General features: G+C 68.4%; 16 protein-coding genes. 7 read left to right on the top strand and 9 right to left on the bottom strand.

Annotated features, from left to right (window positions below; translation table 11 throughout):
• Window positions 1–50 precede the first annotated feature (50 nt).
• From hutC to AC1RAD_RS00065, 4 genes are read right to left on the bottom strand one after another with little or no spacing between them, the layout of a single operon-like run.
• A complete protein-coding gene (gene hutC / locus AC1RAD_RS00080) occupies window positions 51–788 on the bottom strand; it encodes a histidine utilization transcriptional repressor HutC (protein ID WP_062481289.1) in 738 nt (245 codons plus the stop codon).
• A gap of 7 nt (window positions 789–795) precedes the next feature.
• On the bottom strand, window positions 796–1,590 hold the full coding sequence (locus AC1RAD_RS00075; RefSeq protein WP_062481286.1) for an ABC transporter ATP-binding protein: 795 nt from the start codon (window positions 1,588–1,590) through the stop codon (window positions 796–798).
• Window positions 1,575–2,420 carry an ABC transporter permease gene (locus AC1RAD_RS00070; RefSeq protein WP_370681937.1) on the bottom strand — a complete coding sequence of 282 codons (846 nt, stop codon included), beginning with the start codon at window positions 2,418–2,420 and terminating at the stop codon, window positions 1,575–1,577. The genes AC1RAD_RS00075 and AC1RAD_RS00070 overlap by 16 nt, the downstream gene beginning before the upstream one ends.
• Window positions 2,421–2,433: 13 nt before the next feature.
• Window positions 2,434–3,399 carry an ABC transporter substrate-binding protein gene (locus AC1RAD_RS00065; RefSeq protein ID WP_492733266.1) on the bottom strand — a complete coding sequence of 322 codons (966 nt, stop codon included), beginning with the start codon at window positions 3,397–3,399 and terminating at the stop codon, window positions 2,434–2,436.
• Between the two features lie 305 nt (window positions 3,400–3,704).
• Here AC1RAD_RS00065 and recQ point away from each other — a divergent pair, with 305 nt between their 5' ends.
• A complete protein-coding gene (recQ, locus tag AC1RAD_RS00060) occupies window positions 3,705–5,615 on the top strand; it encodes a DNA helicase RecQ (protein WP_492733264.1) in 1,911 nt (636 codons plus the stop codon).
• Between the two features lie 10 nt (window positions 5,616–5,625).
• Here the strand turns inward: recQ and AC1RAD_RS00055 are convergent, their stop codons facing one another.
• Complete coding sequence (locus AC1RAD_RS00055; RefSeq protein WP_369630854.1) at window positions 5,626–6,528, bottom strand: LysR family transcriptional regulator; 903 nt, start codon at window positions 6,526–6,528, stop codon at window positions 5,626–5,628.
• Between the two features lie 121 nt (window positions 6,529–6,649).
• Here AC1RAD_RS00055 and AC1RAD_RS00050 point away from each other — a divergent pair, with 121 nt between their 5' ends.
• Both AC1RAD_RS00050 and AC1RAD_RS00045 read left to right on the top strand, forming a co-directional pair.
• A complete protein-coding gene (locus tag AC1RAD_RS00050) occupies window positions 6,650–7,879 on the top strand; it encodes an alpha-hydroxy acid oxidase (protein WP_492733262.1) in 1,230 nt (409 codons plus the stop codon).
• Window positions 7,880–7,932: 53 nt separating this feature from the next.
• Entirely contained in the window at window positions 7,933–8,901 is a 969-nt protein-coding gene (locus AC1RAD_RS00045) for a tripartite tricarboxylate transporter substrate binding protein BugE (protein ID WP_159273433.1), read from the top strand.
• Between the two features lie 16 nt (window positions 8,902–8,917).
• Here the strand turns inward: AC1RAD_RS00045 and xylB are convergent, their stop codons facing one another.
• From xylB to AC1RAD_RS00025, 4 genes are all read right to left on the bottom strand, one after another.
• Window positions 8,918–10,390 carry a xylulokinase gene (gene xylB / locus AC1RAD_RS00040; protein ID WP_492733260.1) on the bottom strand — a complete coding sequence of 491 codons (1,473 nt, stop codon included), beginning with the start codon at window positions 10,388–10,390 and terminating at the stop codon, window positions 8,918–8,920.
• Window positions 10,391–10,460: 70 nt separating this feature from the next.
• Window positions 10,461–11,642: a nucleoside hydrolase gene (locus AC1RAD_RS00035; RefSeq protein WP_492733258.1), complete on the bottom strand. Its 1,182-nt coding sequence runs from the start codon at window positions 11,640–11,642 to the stop codon at window positions 10,461–10,463.
• A 190-nt stretch (window positions 11,643–11,832) separates the two neighbouring features.
• Complete coding sequence (locus AC1RAD_RS00030; protein ID WP_492733256.1) at window positions 11,833–13,458, bottom strand: S41 family peptidase; 1,626 nt, start codon at window positions 13,456–13,458, stop codon at window positions 11,833–11,835.
• 79 nt (window positions 13,459–13,537) lie between these two features.
• Window positions 13,538–15,862 carry an ATP-binding protein gene (locus AC1RAD_RS00025; protein ID WP_159273429.1) on the bottom strand — a complete coding sequence of 775 codons (2,325 nt, stop codon included), beginning with the start codon at window positions 15,860–15,862 and terminating at the stop codon, window positions 13,538–13,540.
• 116 nt (window positions 15,863–15,978) lie between these two features.
• Between AC1RAD_RS00025 and AC1RAD_RS00020 the strand changes: the two genes are divergently transcribed.
• From AC1RAD_RS00020 to AC1RAD_RS00005, 4 genes are all read left to right on the top strand, one after another.
• On the top strand, window positions 15,979–17,178 hold the full coding sequence (locus AC1RAD_RS00020; RefSeq protein ID WP_169805105.1) for a threonine ammonia-lyase: 1,200 nt from the start codon (window positions 15,979–15,981) through the stop codon (window positions 17,176–17,178).
• Between the two features lie 121 nt (window positions 17,179–17,299).
• A complete protein-coding gene (locus tag AC1RAD_RS00015) occupies window positions 17,300–17,452 on the top strand; it encodes a hypothetical protein (RefSeq protein ID WP_169805104.1) in 153 nt (50 codons plus the stop codon).
• Between the two features lie 151 nt (window positions 17,453–17,603).
• A complete protein-coding gene (locus AC1RAD_RS00010; protein ID WP_139703565.1) occupies window positions 17,604–19,457 on the top strand; it encodes a phosphoenolpyruvate carboxykinase (GTP) in 1,854 nt (617 codons plus the stop codon).
• 72 nt (window positions 19,458–19,529) lie between these two features.
• Window positions 19,530–19,913, top strand: coding sequence for a hypothetical protein (locus tag AC1RAD_RS00005; protein WP_492733253.1), 384 nt, complete (start codon window positions 19,530–19,532; stop codon window positions 19,911–19,913).
• Window positions 19,914–20,057 lie beyond the last annotated feature (144 nt).

Raw genomic sequence — 20,057 nt, 5'->3', positions numbered from 1 at the left:
GGTTGCGAGAGAAAACGTGGGCCTCTGAGGGTCGAAAAAAAACGGTCTGTCTAGCCGAAGGTCGGGTTGCCGTCGGACTTGAAACGGCTGCCCAGGCTGTAGCGCGAAGCGGGATGCAGGCAGCGCACCCAGGTCACGGGCGTGTTGCGGATCCAGGTGCGGCGCGTCAGCAGCAGGCAGGGGTCGGTGGGCGCCATCGCGAGCCGCTCGGCCTGTTCGGCGCTGGGCAGCACGGCATCGACGACGTGTTCGATCTGGTCGAAGGGCACGTTGCGCACCAGGTACTCGCTGGGCGGCACGGCCGTGAAGTCCTGCTCGAGAAAGTCGGGCACGACCTGCGGGTTGACGTAGCGCTCCTCGAGCTGCACGGGCGTGTCGTTGTCCAGGTGCAGGCAGGCGCTGTGGAACACCGAGTCGCCCGCGCGCAGGTCGAGCCAGGCCGCCACGTCGGGCGAGGCCGCGAGGCGCTCGACCGCGAGCATCTCGCAGCGGTAGTCGTGGCCGCGCTGGCGGATTTCGCTGGCGATGTTGGCGATCTGCAGCAGCGTCGACTGCGGCTTGTTCTCGGCCACGAAGCTGCCGACGCCGGCCACGCGCACGATGCGCCCCTGCTCCATGAGCTCGCGCAGGGCGCGGTTCACGGTCATGCGCGCCATGCCGAACTGCGCGACCAGCTCGTTCTCGGAAGGCAGGCGGTGGCCGGGCGGCCACGTGCCGTCCTGGATCTTGCGGGAGATGTGATCCTTGACTTGCGCATAGAGCGCGAGGGACGGCAGGTCGCGTTTCATCGGGGGCTTAATGCTCCGCAGCGGCCATCGACTCGGCGCGGATTTCTTCGGTCAGGCGCGCCTTGATGTCCATGAACTCGGGCGAGGTCTTGATGGTGTAGCTGCGCGGGTGCGGAAAGTCGACCGCGATCTCGGTCTTGATGCGGCCCGGCCGCGCGCTGAACACCGCCACGCGGTTGGCCATGAAGATCGCCTCGTCGATGTCGTGCGTGACGAACAGCACCGTCTTCTGCGCCGACTCCCAGATGCCCAGCAGCAGCTCCTGCATCAGCACGCGGGTCTGGTTGTCGAGTGCGCCGAAGGGCTCGTCGAGCAGCAGCATCTTGGGGTCGTTGGCCAGCGCGCGCGCAATGGCGGTGCGCTGCTGCATGCCGCCCGAGAGCTGCTTGGGGAAGTGGTGCTCGAAGCCGCGCAGGCCGACCTTGGCGATGAAGAACTCGCTGCGCTCCTTCTGGTCGGCTTCGCTCATGCCGCGCTCGCGCAGGCCGAAGCGGATGTTCTGCGCCACCGTGAGCCACGGGAAGAGCGTGTAGCTCTGGAACACCACGCCGCGGTCGGCGCCCGGGCCTTCGATGCGCTCGCCGTCGAGCATCACCTGGCCGGTGGTCGGGAAGTCGAGCCCCGCCACGATGCGCAGCAGCGTCGACTTGCCGCAGCCCGAGGGGCCGAGGATGGTGACGAAGTCGTTCTCCTTCACCTCGAAGTCGATCGGCTGCAGCGCCTGCGTGCGCTGGCCCTTGGTGCCGGTGAAGACGCGCGAGACGCCCTGGATGGAAAGTTGGTTCTTCACAGTGCAGCCCATGCAAACAGACGGCGATTCATCGCCTTGAAAGCGAAGTCGGACAACAGGCCGATGACGCCGATCACGATGATCCCGAAGATGATCTGCCCGGTGTTCAACAGCGCCTGGCTGTCGGTGATCATGTGGCCGATGCCCGACGAGGAGCCGATCAGTTCCGCCACGATCACGTACGTCCAGGCCCAGCCCAGCACGAGGCGCAGCGTTTCGGCGATGCCCGGCGCGGCGCCCGGAATGAGCACGCGCGCCACGATGCCGCGGCTGTTGGCGCCCAGCGTGTAGGCGGCCTCGACGAGGTCGCGCCGCGCGCCGCCCACGGTGACGGCCACCATCAGCACGATCTGGAAGAACGAGCCGATGAAGATCACCAAGAGCTTCTGCATTTCGCCCAGGCCCGCCCACAGGATGAGCAGCGGGATGAAGGCCGAGGCCGGCAGGTAGCGGCAGAACGACACGAAGGGCTCGAAGAAGGCCTCGACCGTCTTCCAGGTGCCCATGGCCACGCCCAGCGGCACGGCGATGACGGCCGCCAGCAGGAAGCCGCCGAACACGCGCCACACGGTCATGCCGATGTCGCCGATGAAGCCGTACTCGGTGAAGAGCAGCCAGCCCTCCTTGACCATCGTGATCGGGCTCGCCAGGAAGGTGGGCGACACGAAGCCGCCCAGCGTGGCGATGCCCCACACCACCACGAAAAGCACGAAGAAGCCCAGCCCCAGCATCGTGCGCGCGGACGCGCTGATGGGCTCGAGCGGCGCGAACACGCGGCGCCGCACGGGAGGCGCGGGCGGCGGCGTCACGGCGCGCGCCGGAGCGGCGGTCATCGGTTGCATCTGCGGCAAGGCCTTACTTGACATAGCTGGCGTCGAAGGTGGCGGCATAGTCTTCCGGCGCCTTGCGGATCACGCCGGCCTCCAGCAGGATGGCCGCGGCTTCCTTCATGAAGCTGGTGAGCTCGCCTGCGAAGAACTTCTGGTTGGCGGCCTTGTCCTGCCAGCGCAGGTACGCCGACGACTTGGCGAACTGCTCGCCGCTTTGCTTGACGGCCGAGCCCATGAGCTCGTTGGCCTTGGCCGGGTCGGCCTTGATCATGTCCAGCGCGTCGAAGTACGACTTGGTGAGCGCGGCAGCGGCTTTGGCGTTGGTCTTGAGCCAGGTGGGGGCGCAGCCGACGGTGTCCATCACCATCGGGTAGTCGAGCGTGGTGGCCAGGATCTTGCCGGCGGCCGGGTTGGCGCGCACGGTCGAGAGGTAGGGCTCGTAGGTCATGGCGGCGTCGTTCTGGCCGGCCACGAAGGCTTGCGCGGCGGGCTGCGGCTCGAGCGAGACCACCTTCACGTCCTTCAGGCTCATGCCGTTCTTGCTGAGCATCCAGGCCAGGCCGAAGTACGGCGCGGTGCCCGGGGCGCTCACGCCGATGCTCTTGCCCTTGAGGTCGGAGAAGCTCTTCACGTCGTTGCGCACGGCCAGGCCGTCGGCGCCGTAGGACTTGTCCATCTGGAAGATCTGCACGATCGGTACGCCGTTGGCGTTCCAGGCCACATGCGTCTCCACCGTGGTGGCCGCGCACTGGATCGCGCCGGAGGCCAGCGCCAGGTGGCGGTCCTTCTGCGGGATCATCTTCAGTTCGACGTCCAGCCCGTTCTTCTTGAAGATGCCGGCCTTGTCGGCCAGCGACAGCGGCGCAAAGCCGGTCCAGCCGGACATGCCGAGCGAAATCTTCGTGTCCTGGGCGGCGGCCGTTCCGGCCATGCCCGCTGCACATGCACCTGCTGCCAGCAGCGAAGCGACTTTCACAACTACCTTGACCATGGGGACTCCTGGTTCCATTTTTTGAGAGAGGTGACTCGGCGATACATGCCCGGGGATATGGGCAGCACGCCTCGCATTGTTGCCAGGCGCCCCAACTTGTATATACAGGATAACCCGAAAGTCCTGTTTTGGTGCATCTCCGAGAGAAATGCCCCAGTTTGCTGTCTAGACAAGAGGGGTGCCGGGACGGGGTTCACCATTGCAAACGCCGTGCCACAGTCATATCGGAGCCGCTGGGGGACAATCGGCGTCCGCCCCGGCTCCGGCCCTTTTCTCCCCCTCTCCCGCCCTTCGCACCCCCGCCTGTGTCCTCCCTCGCTCCCCGCCCCTTCGACGCTTCCAGCGACGGCAGCAGCTCCGGCAGCGCGGCCCCCGCCGACATCCTTCACGACGTGTTCGGCTACGCGCGCTTTCGCGGGGCCCAGCAGGACATCGTGGAGCACGTGGTGGGCGGCGGCGACGCGCTGGTGCTGATGCCCACGGGCGGCGGCAAGTCGCTCTGCTATCAGATCCCGGCCATCGCGCGGCAGCGCGCGGGGCGCGGCGTGGCGGTGGTGGTGTCGCCGCTGATCGCGCTGATGCACGACCAGGTCGGCGCGCTGCACGAGGCGGGGGTGAGCGCGGCGTTCCTCAACTCCACGCTCGACTGGGAGCAGACGCAGGATGTGGAGCGCCGCATGCTGCGCGGCGAGATCACGCTGCTGTACGCGGCGCCCGAGCGCGTGAACACGCCGCGCTTTCTGTCGCAGCTCGATTCGCTGAACGAGCGCGGCAAGCTCTCGCTGTTCGCCATCGACGAGGCGCATTGCGTGAGCCAGTGGGGCCACGACTTCCGCCCCGAGTACCGCGCGCTCACCGTGCTGCACGAGCGCTACCCGGGCGTGCCGCGCATCGCGCTCACGGCCACGGCCGACGACCTCACGCGCGCCGACATCGTCGAACGGCTGCAGCTCGAGGAGGCGCGCCAGTTCGTCTCCAGCTTCGACCGCCCGAACATCCGCTACACCATCGTCGAGAAGAAGGACGCCACCACGCAGCTGCTGCGCTTCATCGAGCGCGAGCACGAGGGCGATGCGGGCGTGGTCTATTGCCAGTCGCGCAAGCGCGTGGAAGACCTCGCGACGACGCTGCAGGGCGCCGGCATCAACGCGCTGCCGTACCACGCGGGCCTGGACGCCGCGGTGCGCCAGAAGCACCAGGACCGCTTCCTGCGCGAAGAAGGCATCGTGATGGTCGCGACCATCGCCTTCGGCATGGGCATCGACAAGCCCGACGTGCGCTTCGTCGGCCACGTCGACATGCCCAAGAACATCGAGGGCTACTACCAGGAAACCGGCCGCGCGGGCCGCGACGGCGCCCCCGCCGACGCCTGGATGGCCTACGGCCTGAACGACGTGGTGAACCAGCGCCGCATGATCGACGAGAGCCCGGCCGGCGAAGAGTTCAAGCAGGTGATGCGCGGCAAGCTCGACGCCCTGCTCTCGCTGGCCGAGGCCAGCGACTGCCGCCGCGTGCGCCTGCTGGGCTACTTCGGCGAGAAGAGCACGCCCTGCGGCAACTGCGACAACTGCCTGAACCCGCCCCAGGTGTGGGACGGCACCGATGCCGCGCGCAAGCTGCTGAGCACCATCTACCGCGTGCAGCAGCTCAGCGGCATCAGCTTCGGCGCGGGCCACATCATGGACATCCTGCGCGGCAAGGCGACCGAGAAGGTCAAGCAGTTCGGGCACGAGCGCATCAGCACCTTCGGCATCGGCGCGGAGTTCAGCGAGGTGGCGCTGCGCGGCGTGCTGCGCCAGCTGATCGCCACCGGCGCGCTGGCGGTGGACGCCGAGGCCTTCAACACGCTGAAGCTCACCGAGGGCTCGCGCGCGGTGCTCAAGGGCGAGACCACGGTGTCGCTGCGCGAGTCGGTGTCGTCACCGGCCGAGCGCAAGCCCCGGCGCGAGAAGGTGGCCAAGGGCGCACCGTCGCCGGCGGCCGCCTCGCTCGACGACACCGGCAAGAAGCGCTTCGAGGCGCTCAAGGCCTGGCGCGCCGAGGTGGCGAAGGAACACAACCTGCCGGCCTATGTGATCTTCCACGACGCCACGCTGGCCGCCATTGCCGAGCGCGCGCCCGCGACGCTCGAAGACCTGCAGGGCATCAGCGGCATCGGCACGAAGAAGCTCGAGGCCTACGGCGCCGAAGTGCTTCGCGTGTGCGAAGCCTTCTGACCCTCTCCGGCTAGAGCAGCCGCGCGGCCTTCGAGAAATCGATGGACGCGAGCACCGCGGCGCGCATGGCCGTCAGCAGATGGCGCTCGTCGTTGCTGCGCTTCTGGAAGGTGTAGGTCAGCGCGGGCAGGGCCTGGCGGGCCTTCAGGATGCGCAGGTCGCCGCGGCGCGACAGCAGGCGCGCCCAGCCTTCCGGCAGGAACCCGACACCGATCCCCTCGATCAGCAGGCCGGCGACAGCACCCCAGCTGTTGCAGCTGAGGCGGTGCGGCGCCTCGAGGTTCTCGGCCATGAGCCATTCGTCGAGCAGGCGGCTGGTGCCCGCGCCGGTCGGCAGCGTCACGATGGGATGTTGCGCGAGCAGCGGCGCGCCGAGGGTCGTGGTCTTGCCCGCCAGCGCGGGCGCGGCCACCCACACGAAATGCGCCTGGCCGACGGTGTGCGACGAGATCAGCCCGTGGTGCGGTGAGCGCCCCGCGATCACCGCGCAGTCGAGCTCGCCGTTGCGAAGGCGCTCGTCCAGCGCCGAGCCAAAGTTGACGTGCGGCTCCAGGCGCAGGTCGGGCAGGTGCCGTCCCACGTGCGCGACGAGCTGGGGCAGCCAGGTCAGCGCGCTCAGTTCGCCGATGCCGAAGGTGCAACGGCCGCCGAGGCTGGCGGGCGCGCCGATCGACCGCTTCGTTTCGTCGGCCGCCAGCAGCAGCGCGGCGGCGCGCGGCAGGAAACGCTCACCCGCGTCCGTGAGCGTGGCCCGCTGCCCGGCGCGGTCGAACAAGGGCGCGCCGAGCGACACCTCCAGCTCGGCCAGGCGCTTGGACAGCGACGAGGTCGACAGGTGCAGCCGCTGCGCCGCGAGCGCAAAGCTGGCGCAGGTCGCGGCCCAGTAGAACGCCTCCAGTTGCTTCAGCGTCATGCGTCGTTCCTCTCTGTCATTTCGAAAAAAGCGAAATGGCAAATTACCATAAATTCGCTTTTTCAAAACCTTCTGCACGCCTACAGTCCGCGCGGACCGAACGACTGACTGGATGGCGGACATGACTGTTTTCTCGCGTGCCTTCGATGCCCCGCGCACCGCGCCGGCGCAAGCCCCTGCTGCTGCCGCGGCACCACGGCGTCTGGCCGGCATCCTGTCGCTGCAGGACTTCGAGCACGCGGCCCGGCGCCGGCTGCCGCGCCCGCTGTTCGGCTACATCGCCGGTGCGGCGGAAGACAACCGCTCGCTGGACGCCAACCGCGCCGCGTTCGACGCGCACGACTTCCTGCCCCGGGTGCTGGTCGACGTCTCCCGGCGCTCGCAGGAGGTCACGCTGTTCGGCCAGCGCTACGCGTCGCCCTTCGGGATCGCGCCGGTCGGCATCAGCGCGCTGTCGGCCTACCGCGGCGACCTGGTGCTCGCGCAGGCGGCGCAGGCGGCCGGCATTCCCGCGGTCATGAGCGGCACCTCGCTCATCCCGATGGAAGAAGTGGCCCAGGCCGCGCCCGGCACGTGGTTCCAGGCCTACCTGCCGGGCGATGCGGCGCGCATCGACGGCCTGGTGGCGCGCATCGCGGGCGCGGGCTTTCGCCACCTGGTCGTCACGGTCGACATTCCCGTCTGGGCGAACCGCGAAAACAACGTGCGCGCCGGCTTCACGACGCCGCTGCGGCCCAGCCTGCGGCTGGCATGGGACGGCCTCGTGCGGCCGCGCTGGCTGCTCGGCACGCTCGCGCGGACCTTCGTGACGCGCGGCATGCCGCATTTCGAGAACTCGTTCGCCACGCGCGGCGCGCCTCTTTTCTCCAGCACCGCGATCCGCGACACGACCGGCCGCGACCACATCCACTGGGACCACATCGCCCGCATCCGGCAGCAATGGCGCGGACCGCTGATCCTGAAGGGCATTCTTCATCCGGCCGATGCGCGGCGCGCGCGCCAGCTCGGCGCCGATGGCCTCATCGTCTCCAACCACGGCGGCCGACAGCTCGACGGCGCGGCCCCGGCCCTGCGCGCGCTGCCGCAGGTGCTGGACGCCGCGGGCGAGCTGCCCGTGATGGTCGACGGCGGCGTGCGCCGCGGCAGCGACGTGCTGAAGGCGCTGGCGCTGGGCGCCAAGGCCGTGTTCGCCGGCCGGCCGTTCATGTATGCCGCCGCCGTGGGCGGCCACGCGGGCGTCACGCACGCGATCCGGCTGCTGCGGGACGAGGTCGACCGGAACATGGCCATGCTCGGCGTCAACGACCCGGGCGAGCTCGACGCGAGCTGCCTGATCCCGCGGCGCCCCTGACCCACCCCCCACTCATCCCGCCCATTCCATCAATCCAAGAGGAGGAAGACACCTTGCCGAAAAACCCCACCCTGTTCGCCCTCGCCTGCCTGCTGGCAGCGGCCGTGCCCGTCCATGCGCAGGGCTACCCCGACAAGCCTGTCAAGCTGCAGGTGCCGTTCGCACCGGGCGGCACGACGGACATCATTGCGCGCGTCATCTCCGAGCCCCTGGGCAGGCACCTGGGCCAGAGCGTCATCGTCGAGAACAAGTCGGGCGCGGGCGGCGCGATCGGTGCCGCCGAGACCGCGCGCGCCACGCCCGACGGCTACGCGCTGGGCATCGGCACCGTGTCGACGACGGCGGCCAACCCGGCCATCAACCCCAAGGTGCCCTACAACCCGAAGGCCGACTTCACGCCCATCATCAACCTGGCGGCGACGCCCAACGTCATTGCGGTCCACCCCAGCTTTCCGGCCCGGGACTACAAGGGCTTCATCGAGGTGCTGAAGAAGAACCCGGGCAAGTACGCCTACGCCACCGCAGGCACGGGCAGCATCGGGCATCTGCAGATGGAGCTGTACAAGGGCATGGCCGGCGCGTCCGTCACGCACATCCCCTACCGGGGGTCGGGCCCGGCGCTCAACGACACCGTCGCGGGCCAGGTCGCGATGATCTTCGACAACCTGCCGTCGGCGCTGCCCTTCATCAAGGACCGCCGGTTGATCCCGATCGTCGTGGCGGCGTCCGAGCGCTTGAAGGACCTGCCCGACGTGCCGACCTTCAAGGAGGTCGGCCTCGCGCCGGTGAACCGCATGGCGTACTACGGCATCGTGGGTCCCAAGGGTCTGCCCAAGGACGTGGTGGACAAGGTGCACGCGGCGGCGCGCAAGTCGCTCGAAGATCCTGCCGTGCGCAAGCGCATCCAGGACACCGGCTCCTTCGTCGTCGGCAACACGCCGCAGGAATTCACGCAGCAGATCGCCGCCGAATTCGACGTGTACAAGAAGGTGGTGGATTCCGCCGGGCTCACGCCGGACTGAACCCGCGAGCGCCTCTTCAGGCCACCGACGCCCAGACCGGCGCCATCGCGCGGTAGAGCGTGCGGAAGGCCTCGAGCCGGGGCTGGTAGGCCGCATGCAAGGCCGCGTCGGGCGCCAGCACCTGGCGCACCGCCGGCGCCACCACTACACCCGCCGGGTCTTCGCCCGTGACCGCCAGCCGCGCGAGCCGCGCCGCACCGAAGGCCGGGCCGCGGTCGGCGGATTCGTACAGCACCAGTGGCACGTCGAGCACCGACGCGATCAGCTGCGCCAGGAAGGCGGAGCGCGCGCCGCCGCCGATCAGCGCCAGGCGCTCGGGCCGCGCCGTCTGCGCGCTCAGCGCTTCCAGGCCGTCGGCGAGCGAGAAGGCGATGCCTTCGCAGACCGCCTGCATCAGGTCGGCGCGCGTGGTGGCGCCCGAGAGCCCGACGATCGCGCCGCGTGCGAACGGGTTGTTGTGCGGCGTGCGTTCGCCGAACAGGTAGGGCAGCGCGAGCAGGCGCGATGGCCCGGTGTACGCAGCCTCGACCTCGGCCAGCAGCTCGCCGACCGACGCACCACCGGTGCACGACGCCAACGCGGCCAGCGGGCTCGCGCCGTTGAGCAGCGCCGCCATGCGGTACCAGCGCTGGGGCAATGCGTGGCAGAAGGCGTGCACCAGCCGCTCGGGGTCGGGGCGGTGCGCGGTGTCGGCCACGAGGATCTGCGCCGAGGTGCCGAGCGACACGAAGCCGTCGCCCGGCCCGACCACGCCGATGCCGACGCCGCCCGCCGCGGCATCGCCCGCGCCGCCGGCAATCGGCACGCCGCGCGGCAGGCCCCAGCGCGCGGCCAACGCATCGCGCACGGTGGCGCAGGGTTCGCACGACTCGACCACGCGCGGCAGCCAGGCGGGATCGACCCCGCAGGCGGCGAGCGCCTGCGGCGACCAGCGGCGCTGCGCCTGGTCGAACAGCCAGGTGCCGGCCGCGTCGGTGACGTCGGTCACCTTCTCGCCCGACAGCTGCAGGCGCACGTAGTCCTTGGTCAGCAGCAGCGAGCGGGCGCGCGCCACGGCCTCGGGCTCGTGGGTGCGCAGCCAGCGCAGCTTCGGGCCGGTGAAGCCCGCCATCGGCTGCACGCCGACGGCGCGGCGCAGGGCCAGGTCGGTCTGCATGAGTTCGGCGGCCTCGGCGGCGGCGCGGCCGTCGTTCCACAAGATCGCGGGGCGCACGGGGCGGTCGGCCGCATCGAGCAGCACCAGCGAGTGCATCTGGCCCGACAGGCCGATGCCTTGCACGCCGGCCATCGCTGTCGGGTGCGTGCGCGCCAGTTCGTCGAGGCCGTCGGCCACGGCGGCCCACCACTGGTCGGGGTCGTGCTCGCACCACAGCGGCTGCGGGTACTGCGAAGTGAGCGGCCGATCGACCGTGGCCACGACCTGCAGCAGTTGCAGGTCGGTCAGGACGATCTTGACCGCGGAGGTTCCGATATCGATGCCGATCAGCATGCGTGTGTTCCCTGTTCGAGGGCCGAAGTATCGGCGCTCCGGCCCCGCGCGCCGGCTGACGGCAGGTGGTTTACGAGCCGCTCGCCGGCAGCGAAATCGGCACCGGCCGCGTGAGCAGGTCGATGTAGAGCTCGAAGAAGCGCGCGTTGTCGAACTTCTTCACCACCGTCATCTTCTGCAACGGCGTGCCGGCGGGCGGCGTGGTGTAGCCGATCGAGCGGCCGTTGTCGGCGGCGCCGGGCTTGGCGACCACGTCGACATAGCGCTCGACGGTCTGCGTGGCGTAGCGCGGATCGATGAGGTAGGCCAGCACCAGCGTGTCCCAGATGTTCTGCGTGTAGTTCGGGTTGTTCTCGAAGCCGTTGGTGCCGCTGAAGCCGTAGCCGTTGAGCTTGCGGAACACCTCGGTCACCGCGGTCGGCTTGGCCGGGTGCGCAATGCGGTCGTAGACGGGCTTGGTGAGGAACACGGTGTCGGTCACGTCCAGCGGCACCACCACCTGCGGGATCGGCAGGCGCACCACGAACTGCGCGGCCTCGGGGTCGAACCACCAGTTGAACTCGGCGAAATGGGTGGTGTTGCCGGCCACGTCGACGGCGCCGCCCATGTAGATGATCTTCTTGATCAGCGGCACGATGTCGGGGCTCTTCTTCACGGCCAGCGCGATGTTGGTGAGCGGGCCGATGGCCAGGAGGGTGATCTCGTTGGGGTTGGCCTTGACGGTGTCGATGATGAAGTCGACCGCGCTCTTGCGCTGCACCACGGTGCGCGTGGCGAAGCCGTCGGGCGAGGGCTTGAGGTCGGCGTCGGTCTTGGGCTCGGGGCCGCTCCAGGCGCCCAGGTAGCCGTCGCCACCCGCGCCGGCCTTCATCTCAGCCTCGATGGTCGCGTAGTCGTGGTTGATGGCGTAGTTCTCGCCCACGTAGACGCCGATGCGCTGGCCCACGCCCAGGCGCTCGACCGACATCAGCGCGTCGGCCACGCCCTGCTTGAGCCACTGGTTGCCCGACACCACGCTGATGCCCATCACCTGCACCTTGCCCTCGGCCTGCAGCTGCGCGGCCATGACGCCGAGCTGGCCGTCGTCGCTCATGGTGTTGTAGTCGCTGTCGATGATGACTTTCTGCGCCACCGGCGGCGCGGCGAACCCGGGCGCCAGGCCGATGCCGTCATTGCCGCCCCCGCCACCGCCGCATGCCGTGAGCACGGCCACGACGACGAGCCAGAAGGTCGTCACTGTCCATTTGCGCATCTGCTTCTCCTAAGTGTTTGGTTTTCAGCCCGGTTTCCAAAAGGGGCGCCAGGGAGTGAAAACGTTTGCGCAAACCTTTGCGCAAACGTTTGCCAAACTCTAAGTGGCAGGCCACGGGCGTGGCAATGGGGTGCGGCTAGGGGTTTTCCGCGAGGCCGAGGCCGGCCTCGCGCGCGGGGTCAGGCCGTCCTCAGCCCGGGTTGGGCACGGGGTCGATCAGCCGGTTCTCGCGCAGCGGCGAGCGGGGGCGCAGGAAGAGCTCGTCTTCTTCCACCGGCGCGGCGGCCTTCTCGAGGCTTGAGGTGTCCGCAGCCTTGGCGGATGCCGCCGTGCACGAACCGGTGTCGCGCAGCCGCAGCGCCGCGGCCAGCCGGCCTTCGGCGGCGTCGCCCAGGGGGTGGTCGAAGTCGTCGGCCACGGCGCAGCTGGCATTGGGTGCAAAGCCGTCGCCGTAGTCGCCGAAACCAGCCTGGTTGACGCCCTTGAAGTTGACCGCGAAGTAGGTGGTGCCGCAGTTGTCCTGCGGAACGAACCCGTAGGGCTTGCCGCAGGTGGTGGCGCCCACGAGGTTGACCGTGACGCCCACGCCGCGCAGGCTGTTGATGACCGACTCGCTGGCCGAGCAGGTGCCGCGGCCCGTCAGCAGCGTGACGCGCGACAGGCCCAGCGTGGGCAGGGGTTGGCCGGCCCGGGTGGTCGTAAAGAAGGGCGTGAGGTTGTCCGCGAGCGTGGTGCGGTACGGGTTCTTGTCGTTGAAGGTCAACAACTCGAAGGTCTTGCCGTTCGTCGGGCCCGGCCCGGCCACCATGTAGGCCAGCTGGCTCGCGATGCGCAACTGGCCGCCGCCGTTGTAGCGCATGTCGATCACGAGGTCCTGGACGCCGCCGTCCTGCTTGAGCGTGTTCATGGCCGTGACGAGCTGCCCCTCGGCGGTCGAGATGTGGTCGTTGAACAGCAGGTAGCCCACGCGGTTGCCGGCCGGCCCGATGGTGCGGGTGTACAGCACCGGCGTGCTCGTGATGCGCTGGGCCGTGAGCTCGATCGGACTGCCGCGCGTGCCGCTCACCTCGAAGGTGAAGGTGTGCTTCTCGCCGAGGTTCTGCGGCGAGATCGCGCGGTTGATGATGTCGACATTGGCCTGCCCGGTGCTGGCCACCACGTCGACGCCGTCGACCCCGACCAGCTTGGCCCCGCGCGTCAGGCCGGCCGCCGCCGCCGGCGAGCCCGGCTCGACGAAGGCGAGGCGGATGTTGCGCGGCGGCGAACTGCGCACCGCCGCCGTGTCCATGCCGTAGCCGACCGACACGCCGCCCTCGGACTCCAGGCGGTACGCCTCGGTGTCGAGGTAGAAGTGGAAACGGTCCTTGAGCTGGCCCGAGGGCGTGGTGGCCTGCGTCTTGAGCACGCTGAACCAGGTCAACGGCGTGGCGTAGTCCGAGGCCTTGAGGGTCGTGGGCACCTCGCTGTACCAAAGGTAGGTTTCGTCGATCCAGCCGCGCACCCAGCTCTTCTCGTTGTCGACGGTGCCGGCGGTGTCGGGATAGGCGCGGCCCGTCGCGGGGTTGGTGCCACGGCGCGGCGCGACGCACTGGCCGGCGACGGTCGCGGACGCGACGATGCCGCCCTCGCCCCCGTTTCCCCCGCCTCCCGGCACGGGCGTCGGCAGCACGCCGATCGGGAAGCCACCGCCGCCACCTCCTCCCCCGCCGCCTCCACCGCACCCCGCCAACAGGCCGGCCAGGGCGAGCGCCATCGCGCCGGTGGTGGCGGCCAGGGCCCGCGAGCGCCGCGACGCGTGTGCATTGCGAAAGGCCATCGGGGTCCTCCTGGTGTCCGCGGTGGCGGACAGTGCTGACTGGTTTTTGTTCGGGGCGCGGGGGCGGGACGCTCGCCCGCTACTGGATGAAGCCCATGCCGCGCGATTCGCGCACCTCGGGCTTGATGCGGTGCTCGGCTTCGAGCTGTTCGAGAAACTCCGCCGCCGAGAACTCGGCCGCGAGGATGTCGGTCTGCCGCTTCACGGCCGCGAAATCGCCCGGGCACAGCTGCGACAGCTGCGCCAGGCGCGCGCGCACCTCGCCGGTGAGCAGGGCCGCGTCGCCCGCGAGCGCCTCGGTGACGAACATGCGCTCACGCTGCGCCGCGGTGAGCGGCATGAACTTGATTTTGAAGGTGAAGCGCCGCAGCGCCGCCTGGTCGAGCCGGTCGAGCAGGTTGGTGGTGCACACGAACACGCCGCGAAAACGCTCCATGCCCTGCAGCATCTCGTTGACCTCGGTGACCTCGTAGGTGCGCTGCGCGCCGCGCCGGTCCTGCAGGAACGAATCGGCCTCGTCGAGCAGCAGCACGGCCTTCTCGGACTCGGCCTCCTTGAACATGGCGGCCATGTTCTGCTCGGTCTCGCCGACGTACTTGCTCATGAGGTCGCTGGCCTGCTTGACGATGAGCGGGCGCCCCACGGCCTTGGCGATGTGCTCGGCCAGCGCGGTCTTGCCGGTGCCGGGCGCGCCGTAGAAGCACAGCGTGCCGTGGCCGCGCGCCTTCAGCGCCTCGACGATGCGCGGGATCTCGAAACGGGTTTCGACGTGGAGCATGTCCAAGTCGTAGGTGGTGACGCTGCGGCGCTCGGCCGGGCTCTTGTCGAGCGTGCCCAGCGCGAGATCGGCGTTGCGCAGCTGGCGCTCGATGAGGGCCTCGACCGAAGCCTCGTCGGTCTTGGCCAGGCCGGCGAAACGCACGGCGGTGCGGATCTGCGCGGGCGTGAGGCCTTTGCGCTCGGCCAGCTTGGCGGTGAAGGCCTCGGACACGACCACGCCCTCGAGCGTCTTCTTGACCAGCTGCTCGCGCGCGCCGGGCGGCGGCGACTTGAGCTCCAGGTGGTAGGCGAAGCGGCGGCGGAAGGCCGGGTCGATCTGCTCGATGCGGTTGGTAACCCACAGCGTGGGCACGGGGTTGGCCTCGAGGATCTGGTTGACCCAGGCCTTGCCGCTCACGCTGCCGCTGGCGGGCGCGGGGATCTGCTCGGCGCGCGCCATGAACTGCGCGGCCTCGGTGCTGATGGGCGGGAACACGTCCTCGACCTCGTCGAACAGCAACGCGGCCTGCGCGCTGCCCTTGAGGAAGACCTGCGCGATCTGCAGCGAGCGGTAGCGGTCACGGCCGCTGAGCGAGTTGCCGTCGCGGTCGGCGTACTCGACCTCGAAGAGCTCAAGGCCCGCGGCCTGCGCGACCACCTTGGCCAGCTCGGTCTTGCCGGTGCCGGGCGGGCCGTAGAGCAGCACGTTGACGCCGGGCTCCTTGCGCGCGACGGCGGCGCGCAGCAGCGTGACGAGCATCTGCGCGTCTTCCTGCACGAAGGAAAAATCGTGCGGCGTGAGCGCGCTCTTGGCCGAGGGCCGCGTGAACACGGCCATCAGCTCGTTGTGGTCGCGGTACTCGCGCATCAGCACAGGCGGCAGCTTCTCGCTGACCTTCATGAGGTCGGCGAGGTCGGTGATGTTGTGCTCGGAGATGAGGTTCTCGACGAGGCCGATGCGCTCCAGCCGCGAGCCCGCGCGCAGCGCCTCGCCCACCTCGCTCGCGTTGACGCCCGCGATGTCGGCGATGGCGGCGTAGGCCTCGGGCGCGTTGTTGACCTTGAACTCGACCAGCAGCGAGCGCAGGTCGCGCTGGTAGCGCGCGAGCGTGCCGTACAGGAGCAGCGCGCGCTCGGCTTTGTTCAGCTGCAGGAGGCCCGCGAGTGCGTCGATGTTCTTCTCGACCAGCGTCGACTGCTTGCGCAGCGCGTGCGTGAGCCAATCGCGCGTGACGGCCAGCACCGAGAGCAGGTCTTTCGGCTGGTCTTTCGCGTACTCGTCGAGGTAGAAGAACAGCGTGCCTTCTTCATACGGGCCGCGCCACACGCCGTGGCGTTCGAGCAGCGTGCGGCCGTCGAAATCTTCGACGCCCTTCCACGCTTCGTTGCCCGCACAGCGGCGGCCCAGGAACTCGCGCAATCGCTGCAACACCGCGGCGGGCCACACGAGGTGACGCCCGGTGAGCGAGAGCAATCCGTTGATATCGCGCCGCACATTGAAGCGCGGCCCTTGCTTGGCGGCGAGCGTGAGCACGAAGTGCGAGCACATGAGCTCAAGCACCGGTGCTTCCTTGAGGCCGGGCGAAGGCAAGGCCTGCCCGCGCACCGCAGCAGCCACCACATCGACACCCGCACGCTTGACCATCAGGCAACCTCCTGCGAGGAAATACTTGGAGCGACCATAACGCAGACTTTTGGCTTCGGGAAGACGCCGAAAGAGTAAAAACCCTGATCCGCTGGATTCCAGCCACAATGCGCGCCATGGTCGGAATCGAAGCTATCCGTCGCGCCGCGGCGCGCCTGCAGGGCCAGGTGCTCAACACGCCCTGCGTGGAGTCGCGCACGCTCTCTGAAATCGTGGGCGCGCAGGTGTTCCTCAAGTTCGAGAACCTGCAGTTCACGTCCTCCTTCAAGGAGCGCGGGGCGTGCAACAAACTCGTCGATCTTTCTGAAGGCGGCACGCGCGGCGTGATCGCCATGTCGGCCGGCAACCATGCGCAGGGTGTGGCTTATCACGCGCAGCGGCTGGGCCTGCGCGCACTCATCGTGATGCCGCGCTTCACGCCCGGCGTGAAGATCGAGCGCACGCGCGGCTTCGGCGCCGAGGTGGTGCTGCACGGCGACACGCTCGACGCAGCGCGCGCCCATGCGCTGGCACTGGCCGAGCGCGAAGGCCTGACCTTCGTGCACCCTTACGACGACGAAGCCATCATTGCCGGCCAGGGCACGATCGCGCTCGAGATGCTCGACGCGGTGCCCGACCTCGACACGCTGGTGGTGGCGGTCGGCGGCGGCGGGCTCATCGCCGGCATGGCCGTTGCGGCGCGCGAGATCAAGCCCGGCATCGAGATCGTCGGCGTGCAGACGCAGCGCTTTCCGGCGATGGTGAATGCCGTCAAAGGCACGCACCACGCGCAGGGCACGAGCACGATCGCCGAAGGCATCGCGGTCGGCACGCCCGGCGTGCTGACGCGAGAGATCATCGCCGCCAAGGTCGACGACCTGCTGCTGGTGGACGAAGGCGACATCGAGCAGGGCGTGCTGATGCTGCTCGAGATCGAAAAGACCCTGGTCGAAGGCGCGGGCGCGGCCGGCCTGGCGGCGCTGATCCGGCATCCGGAACGCTTTCGCGGCAAGCGCGTGGGCCTGGTGCTGTCGGGCGGCAACATCGATCCGCTGCTGCTCGCGGCCATCATCGAGCGCGGCATGGTGCGCGCCGGACGGCTCGCCCGGGTGCGCGTCAGCGCGCGCGACGTGCCGGGCTCGCTGGCCCAGATCACGGCCACTGTGGCCGAAGCGGGCGCTAACGTCGACGAGGTGCACCACCAGCGCGCCTTCACCATGCTGGCGGCGCAGAATGTCGACGTCGAGCTGGTGCTGCAAACGCGCGGTCGGGCCCACTTGGCGAGCGTGTTGAGCGCCCTGAAAGACGCCGGTTTCGAAGCGGTGGAGCAGCACTGAGGGCTCCTCGCAACCCCCTAGACCCGCTGACGGCGCCTCGCCGGTAAAATGGCGGGAGTTTTGTCATTTGCGGTTGACTGCATTTGATGCGTTGTCATTTGCGTATTCGAGGTATTTCCCGATGTCCCATCCCACCCCCGCCGAGCACGGCCACGCTGCCGCCGCCGAACATGACGCCGTCGAATCGGTCGTTCACCTGATGCCGCTCGTGCTCCCGCTGGCCGGCGGCGTGCTGATGCTGCTGCTGGCGTCCATCGCCGTTTTTCTCGCCTGAACTGACAGGCTTTCGCGCTTTTGTCCGCGGGCTGTGCGGCCCGCGTTGACGCAATCTCCCGAAGCGAAACGTTTTCTCAAACGGACCTCCGTGCCTGGTCAGGCGCGGCGCCCCGTTCGGAAAGACGATTTTTCAACTTAGGAGATTTCCGATGAACGCACCCACGATGAAGGGCCTTCCCATTCAGGCGCCCTCATACGTCAAGAACGCCAAGCTGATCGCCTGGGTGGCCGAGATGGCCGCGCTGTGCAAACCCGACGCCATCCACTGGTGCGACGGCAGCAAGGAAGAATACGACCGCCTCTGCCAGCAACTGGTCGACGCCGGCACCTTCAAGAAACTGAACCCCGCCAAGCGCCCGGGCTCGTTCCTCGCGATGTCCGATCCGAGCGACGTGGCACGCGTCGAAGACCGCACCTTCATCTGCTCCGCACAGAAGGAAAACGCCGGCCCCACCAACAACTGGATGGCCCCGGCCGAGATGCGCGCGACGCTGCAGCCCTTGTTCGACGGCTGCATGAAGGGCCGCACCATGTACGTGGTGCCGTTCAGCATGGGCCCGCTGGGCTCGCCCATTGCGCACATCGGCATCGAGCTGTCCGACAGCCCCTACGTCGCCGTCAACATGCGCATCATGACCCGCATGGGCAAGGCCGTGTACGAGGTGCTGGGCACCGACGGTGAGTTCGTGCCCTGCGTCCACACCGTGGGCGCACCGCTCGAGGCCGGCCAGAAGGACGTGACCTGGCCCTGCAACACCACCAAGTACATCGTTCACTACCCCGAGACGCGCGAGATCTGGAGCTACGGCTCGGGCTACGGCGGCAACGCGCTGCTGGGCAAGAAGTGCTTCGCGCTGCGCATCGCCTCGAACATGGGCCGCGACGAAGGCTGGCTGGCCGAGCACATGCTGATCCTCGGCGTGACCAGCCCCGAGGGCAAGAAGCACCACGTGGCTGCCGCTTTCCCCAGCGCCTGCGGCAAGACCAACTTCGCGATGCTGATCCCGCCGGCGGGCTTCGACGGCTGGAAAGTCACGACCATCGGCGACGACATCGCCTGGATCAAACCCCAGGCCGACGGCACGCTGCGCGCCATCAACCCGGAAGCCGGCTACTTCGGCGTGGCCCCGGGCACCAACGACCTGACCAACCCGAACTGCATGGCCAGCCTGCACCGTGACGTGATCTTCACGAACGTGGCGCTGACCGATGACGGCGACGTCTGGTGGGAAGGCATGGGCGACGCGCCCGCGCATTGCATCGACTGGCAAGGCAAGGAGTGGACGCCGCAGATCGCCAAGGAAACCGGCGCCAAGGCCGCCCATCCGAACGCGCGCTTCACCGTCGCCGCCACCAACAACCCCGCGCTCGACGAAGCCTGGGACGACCCAAAGGGCGTGAAGATCGACGCCTTCATCTTCGGCGGCCGCCGTTCGACGACCGTGCCGCTGGTCACCGAAGCCCGCAACTGGGTCGAAGGCGTCTACATGGCCGCCACGATGGGCTCGGAAACCACTGCTGCGGCCGCCGGCCAGCAGGGCGTGGTGCGCCGCGACCCGTTCGCCATGCTGCCGTTCATGGGCTACAACATGAGCGACTACTTCCAGCACTGGCTCGACCTGGGCAAGAAGCTGCAAGCCTCAGGCGCCCAGCTGCCAAAGATCTACACGACCAACTGGTTCCGTAAGGGCGCGGACGGCAAGTTCGTCTGGCCTGGCTACGGCGAGAACATGCGCGTGCTGAAGTGGATGATCGACCGCGTGGAAGGCAAGGCGACGGAAGGTGTCGAGCACATCACCGGGGTGAGCCCGCGCTATGAAGACCTGAACTGGACTGGGCTGGATTTCAGCGCCGAGCAGTTCGCTACCGTCACGAGCATCGACAAGGCGGCCTGGCAGGCTGAGCTGAAGCTGCACACGGAGCTGTTCCAGCAGTTGGCGCACCATCTGCCGAAGGAACTGCCGGAGACGAAGGCTGCGATTGAGCAGCGGCTGGCGGCTTAAGTAAGGTAAGCGCTGCTCGCGGGCTCATGAGGCCTGCGAAGTGCGGGTTTTGAAAGCCCAATAGGAAGCCCGATGAGCTCATCTCATCGGGCTTTTTTTGTTTTAGGCACTAGTCAGTTGTCGCCGCGGCAGGTGATTCCAGGGCATGGCGGCGTTTTCACCGATGTCGAGCGCGCGTTGCAGACAGCGCGCAAGCGTTTAGCTGGCTTGCAGCGAGACCCAGTGAAGCACGCGCGTCATGCGATGAAGGTGCTGATGAAGTTCAAGCTTCTGGAGCTGCACGCGGTGTCACACGCGGAGTGGGGAGCGTGGCTTGCCGGGACGCCCTATTTCGAGCTGATTCGAGCTCGATTCTTTGCCGATGAGACGCTGGAAGCTCTGACGTCGGACCTGCTTGCAGAACTGATTGCAGTTGGCGCGGCGCAATCCGATGCTTTGGGAGTTCGCAACGCCTGATTGACGGTTGTTTGCTGCAATAAAAAAGCGCCCGCTCTTTCGAGCTGGCGCTTTTTATGCGTTTGGTCTTTGCATTGCGCAAAGCAAAAAACCCCAGTCATTGCTGACTGGGGTTTTCTGGGCTGTAAGAGCCTGACGATGACC

The sequence above is a fragment of the Variovorax sp. GW823-FHT04B03 genome (assembly GCF_058796495.1).
Note: the sequence above shows the minus strand (reverse complement) of the source record. Positions and strands in the feature narration are given on the sequence as shown.

Excerpts from the sequence above, each read along its gene's own strand:
- AC1RAD_RS00020 (WP_169805105.1), top strand. The coding sequence starts at position 15,979 with ATGGTCGGAATCGAAGCTATCCGTCGCGCCGCGGCGCGCCTGCAGGGC.
- AC1RAD_RS00005 (WP_492733253.1), top strand. The coding sequence starts at position 19,530 with ATGAGCTCATCTCATCGGGCTTTTTTTGTTTTAGGCACTAGTCAGTTG.
- AC1RAD_RS00030 (WP_492733256.1), bottom strand. The coding sequence starts at position 13,458 with ATGGCCTTTCGCAATGCACACGCGTCGCGGCGCTCGCGGGCCCTGGCC.
- AC1RAD_RS00070 (WP_370681937.1), bottom strand. The coding sequence starts at position 2,420 with ATGCAACCGATGACCGCCGCTCCGGCGCGCGCCGTGACGCCGCCGCCC.
- AC1RAD_RS00055 (WP_369630854.1), bottom strand. The coding sequence starts at position 6,528 with ATGACGCTGAAGCAACTGGAGGCGTTCTACTGGGCCGCGACCTGCGCC.
- AC1RAD_RS00050 (WP_492733262.1), top strand. The coding sequence starts at position 6,650 with ATGACTGTTTTCTCGCGTGCCTTCGATGCCCCGCGCACCGCGCCGGCG.
- AC1RAD_RS00015 (WP_169805104.1), top strand. The coding sequence starts at position 17,300 with ATGTCCCATCCCACCCCCGCCGAGCACGGCCACGCTGCCGCCGCCGAA.
- hutC (WP_062481289.1), bottom strand. The coding sequence starts at position 788 with ATGAAACGCGACCTGCCGTCCCTCGCGCTCTATGCGCAAGTCAAGGAT.
- xylB (WP_492733260.1), bottom strand. The coding sequence starts at position 10,390 with ATGCTGATCGGCATCGATATCGGAACCTCCGCGGTCAAGATCGTCCTG.
- AC1RAD_RS00010 (WP_139703565.1), top strand. The coding sequence starts at position 17,604 with ATGAACGCACCCACGATGAAGGGCCTTCCCATTCAGGCGCCCTCATAC.
- AC1RAD_RS00065 (WP_492733266.1), bottom strand. The coding sequence starts at position 3,399 with ATGGTCAAGGTAGTTGTGAAAGTCGCTTCGCTGCTGGCAGCAGGTGCA.
- AC1RAD_RS00075 (WP_062481286.1), bottom strand. The coding sequence starts at position 1,590 with ATGGGCTGCACTGTGAAGAACCAACTTTCCATCCAGGGCGTCTCGCGC.
- AC1RAD_RS00025 (WP_159273429.1), bottom strand. The coding sequence starts at position 15,862 with ATGGTCAAGCGTGCGGGTGTCGATGTGGTGGCTGCTGCGGTGCGCGGG.
- AC1RAD_RS00035 (WP_492733258.1), bottom strand. The coding sequence starts at position 11,642 with ATGCGCAAATGGACAGTGACGACCTTCTGGCTCGTCGTCGTGGCCGTG.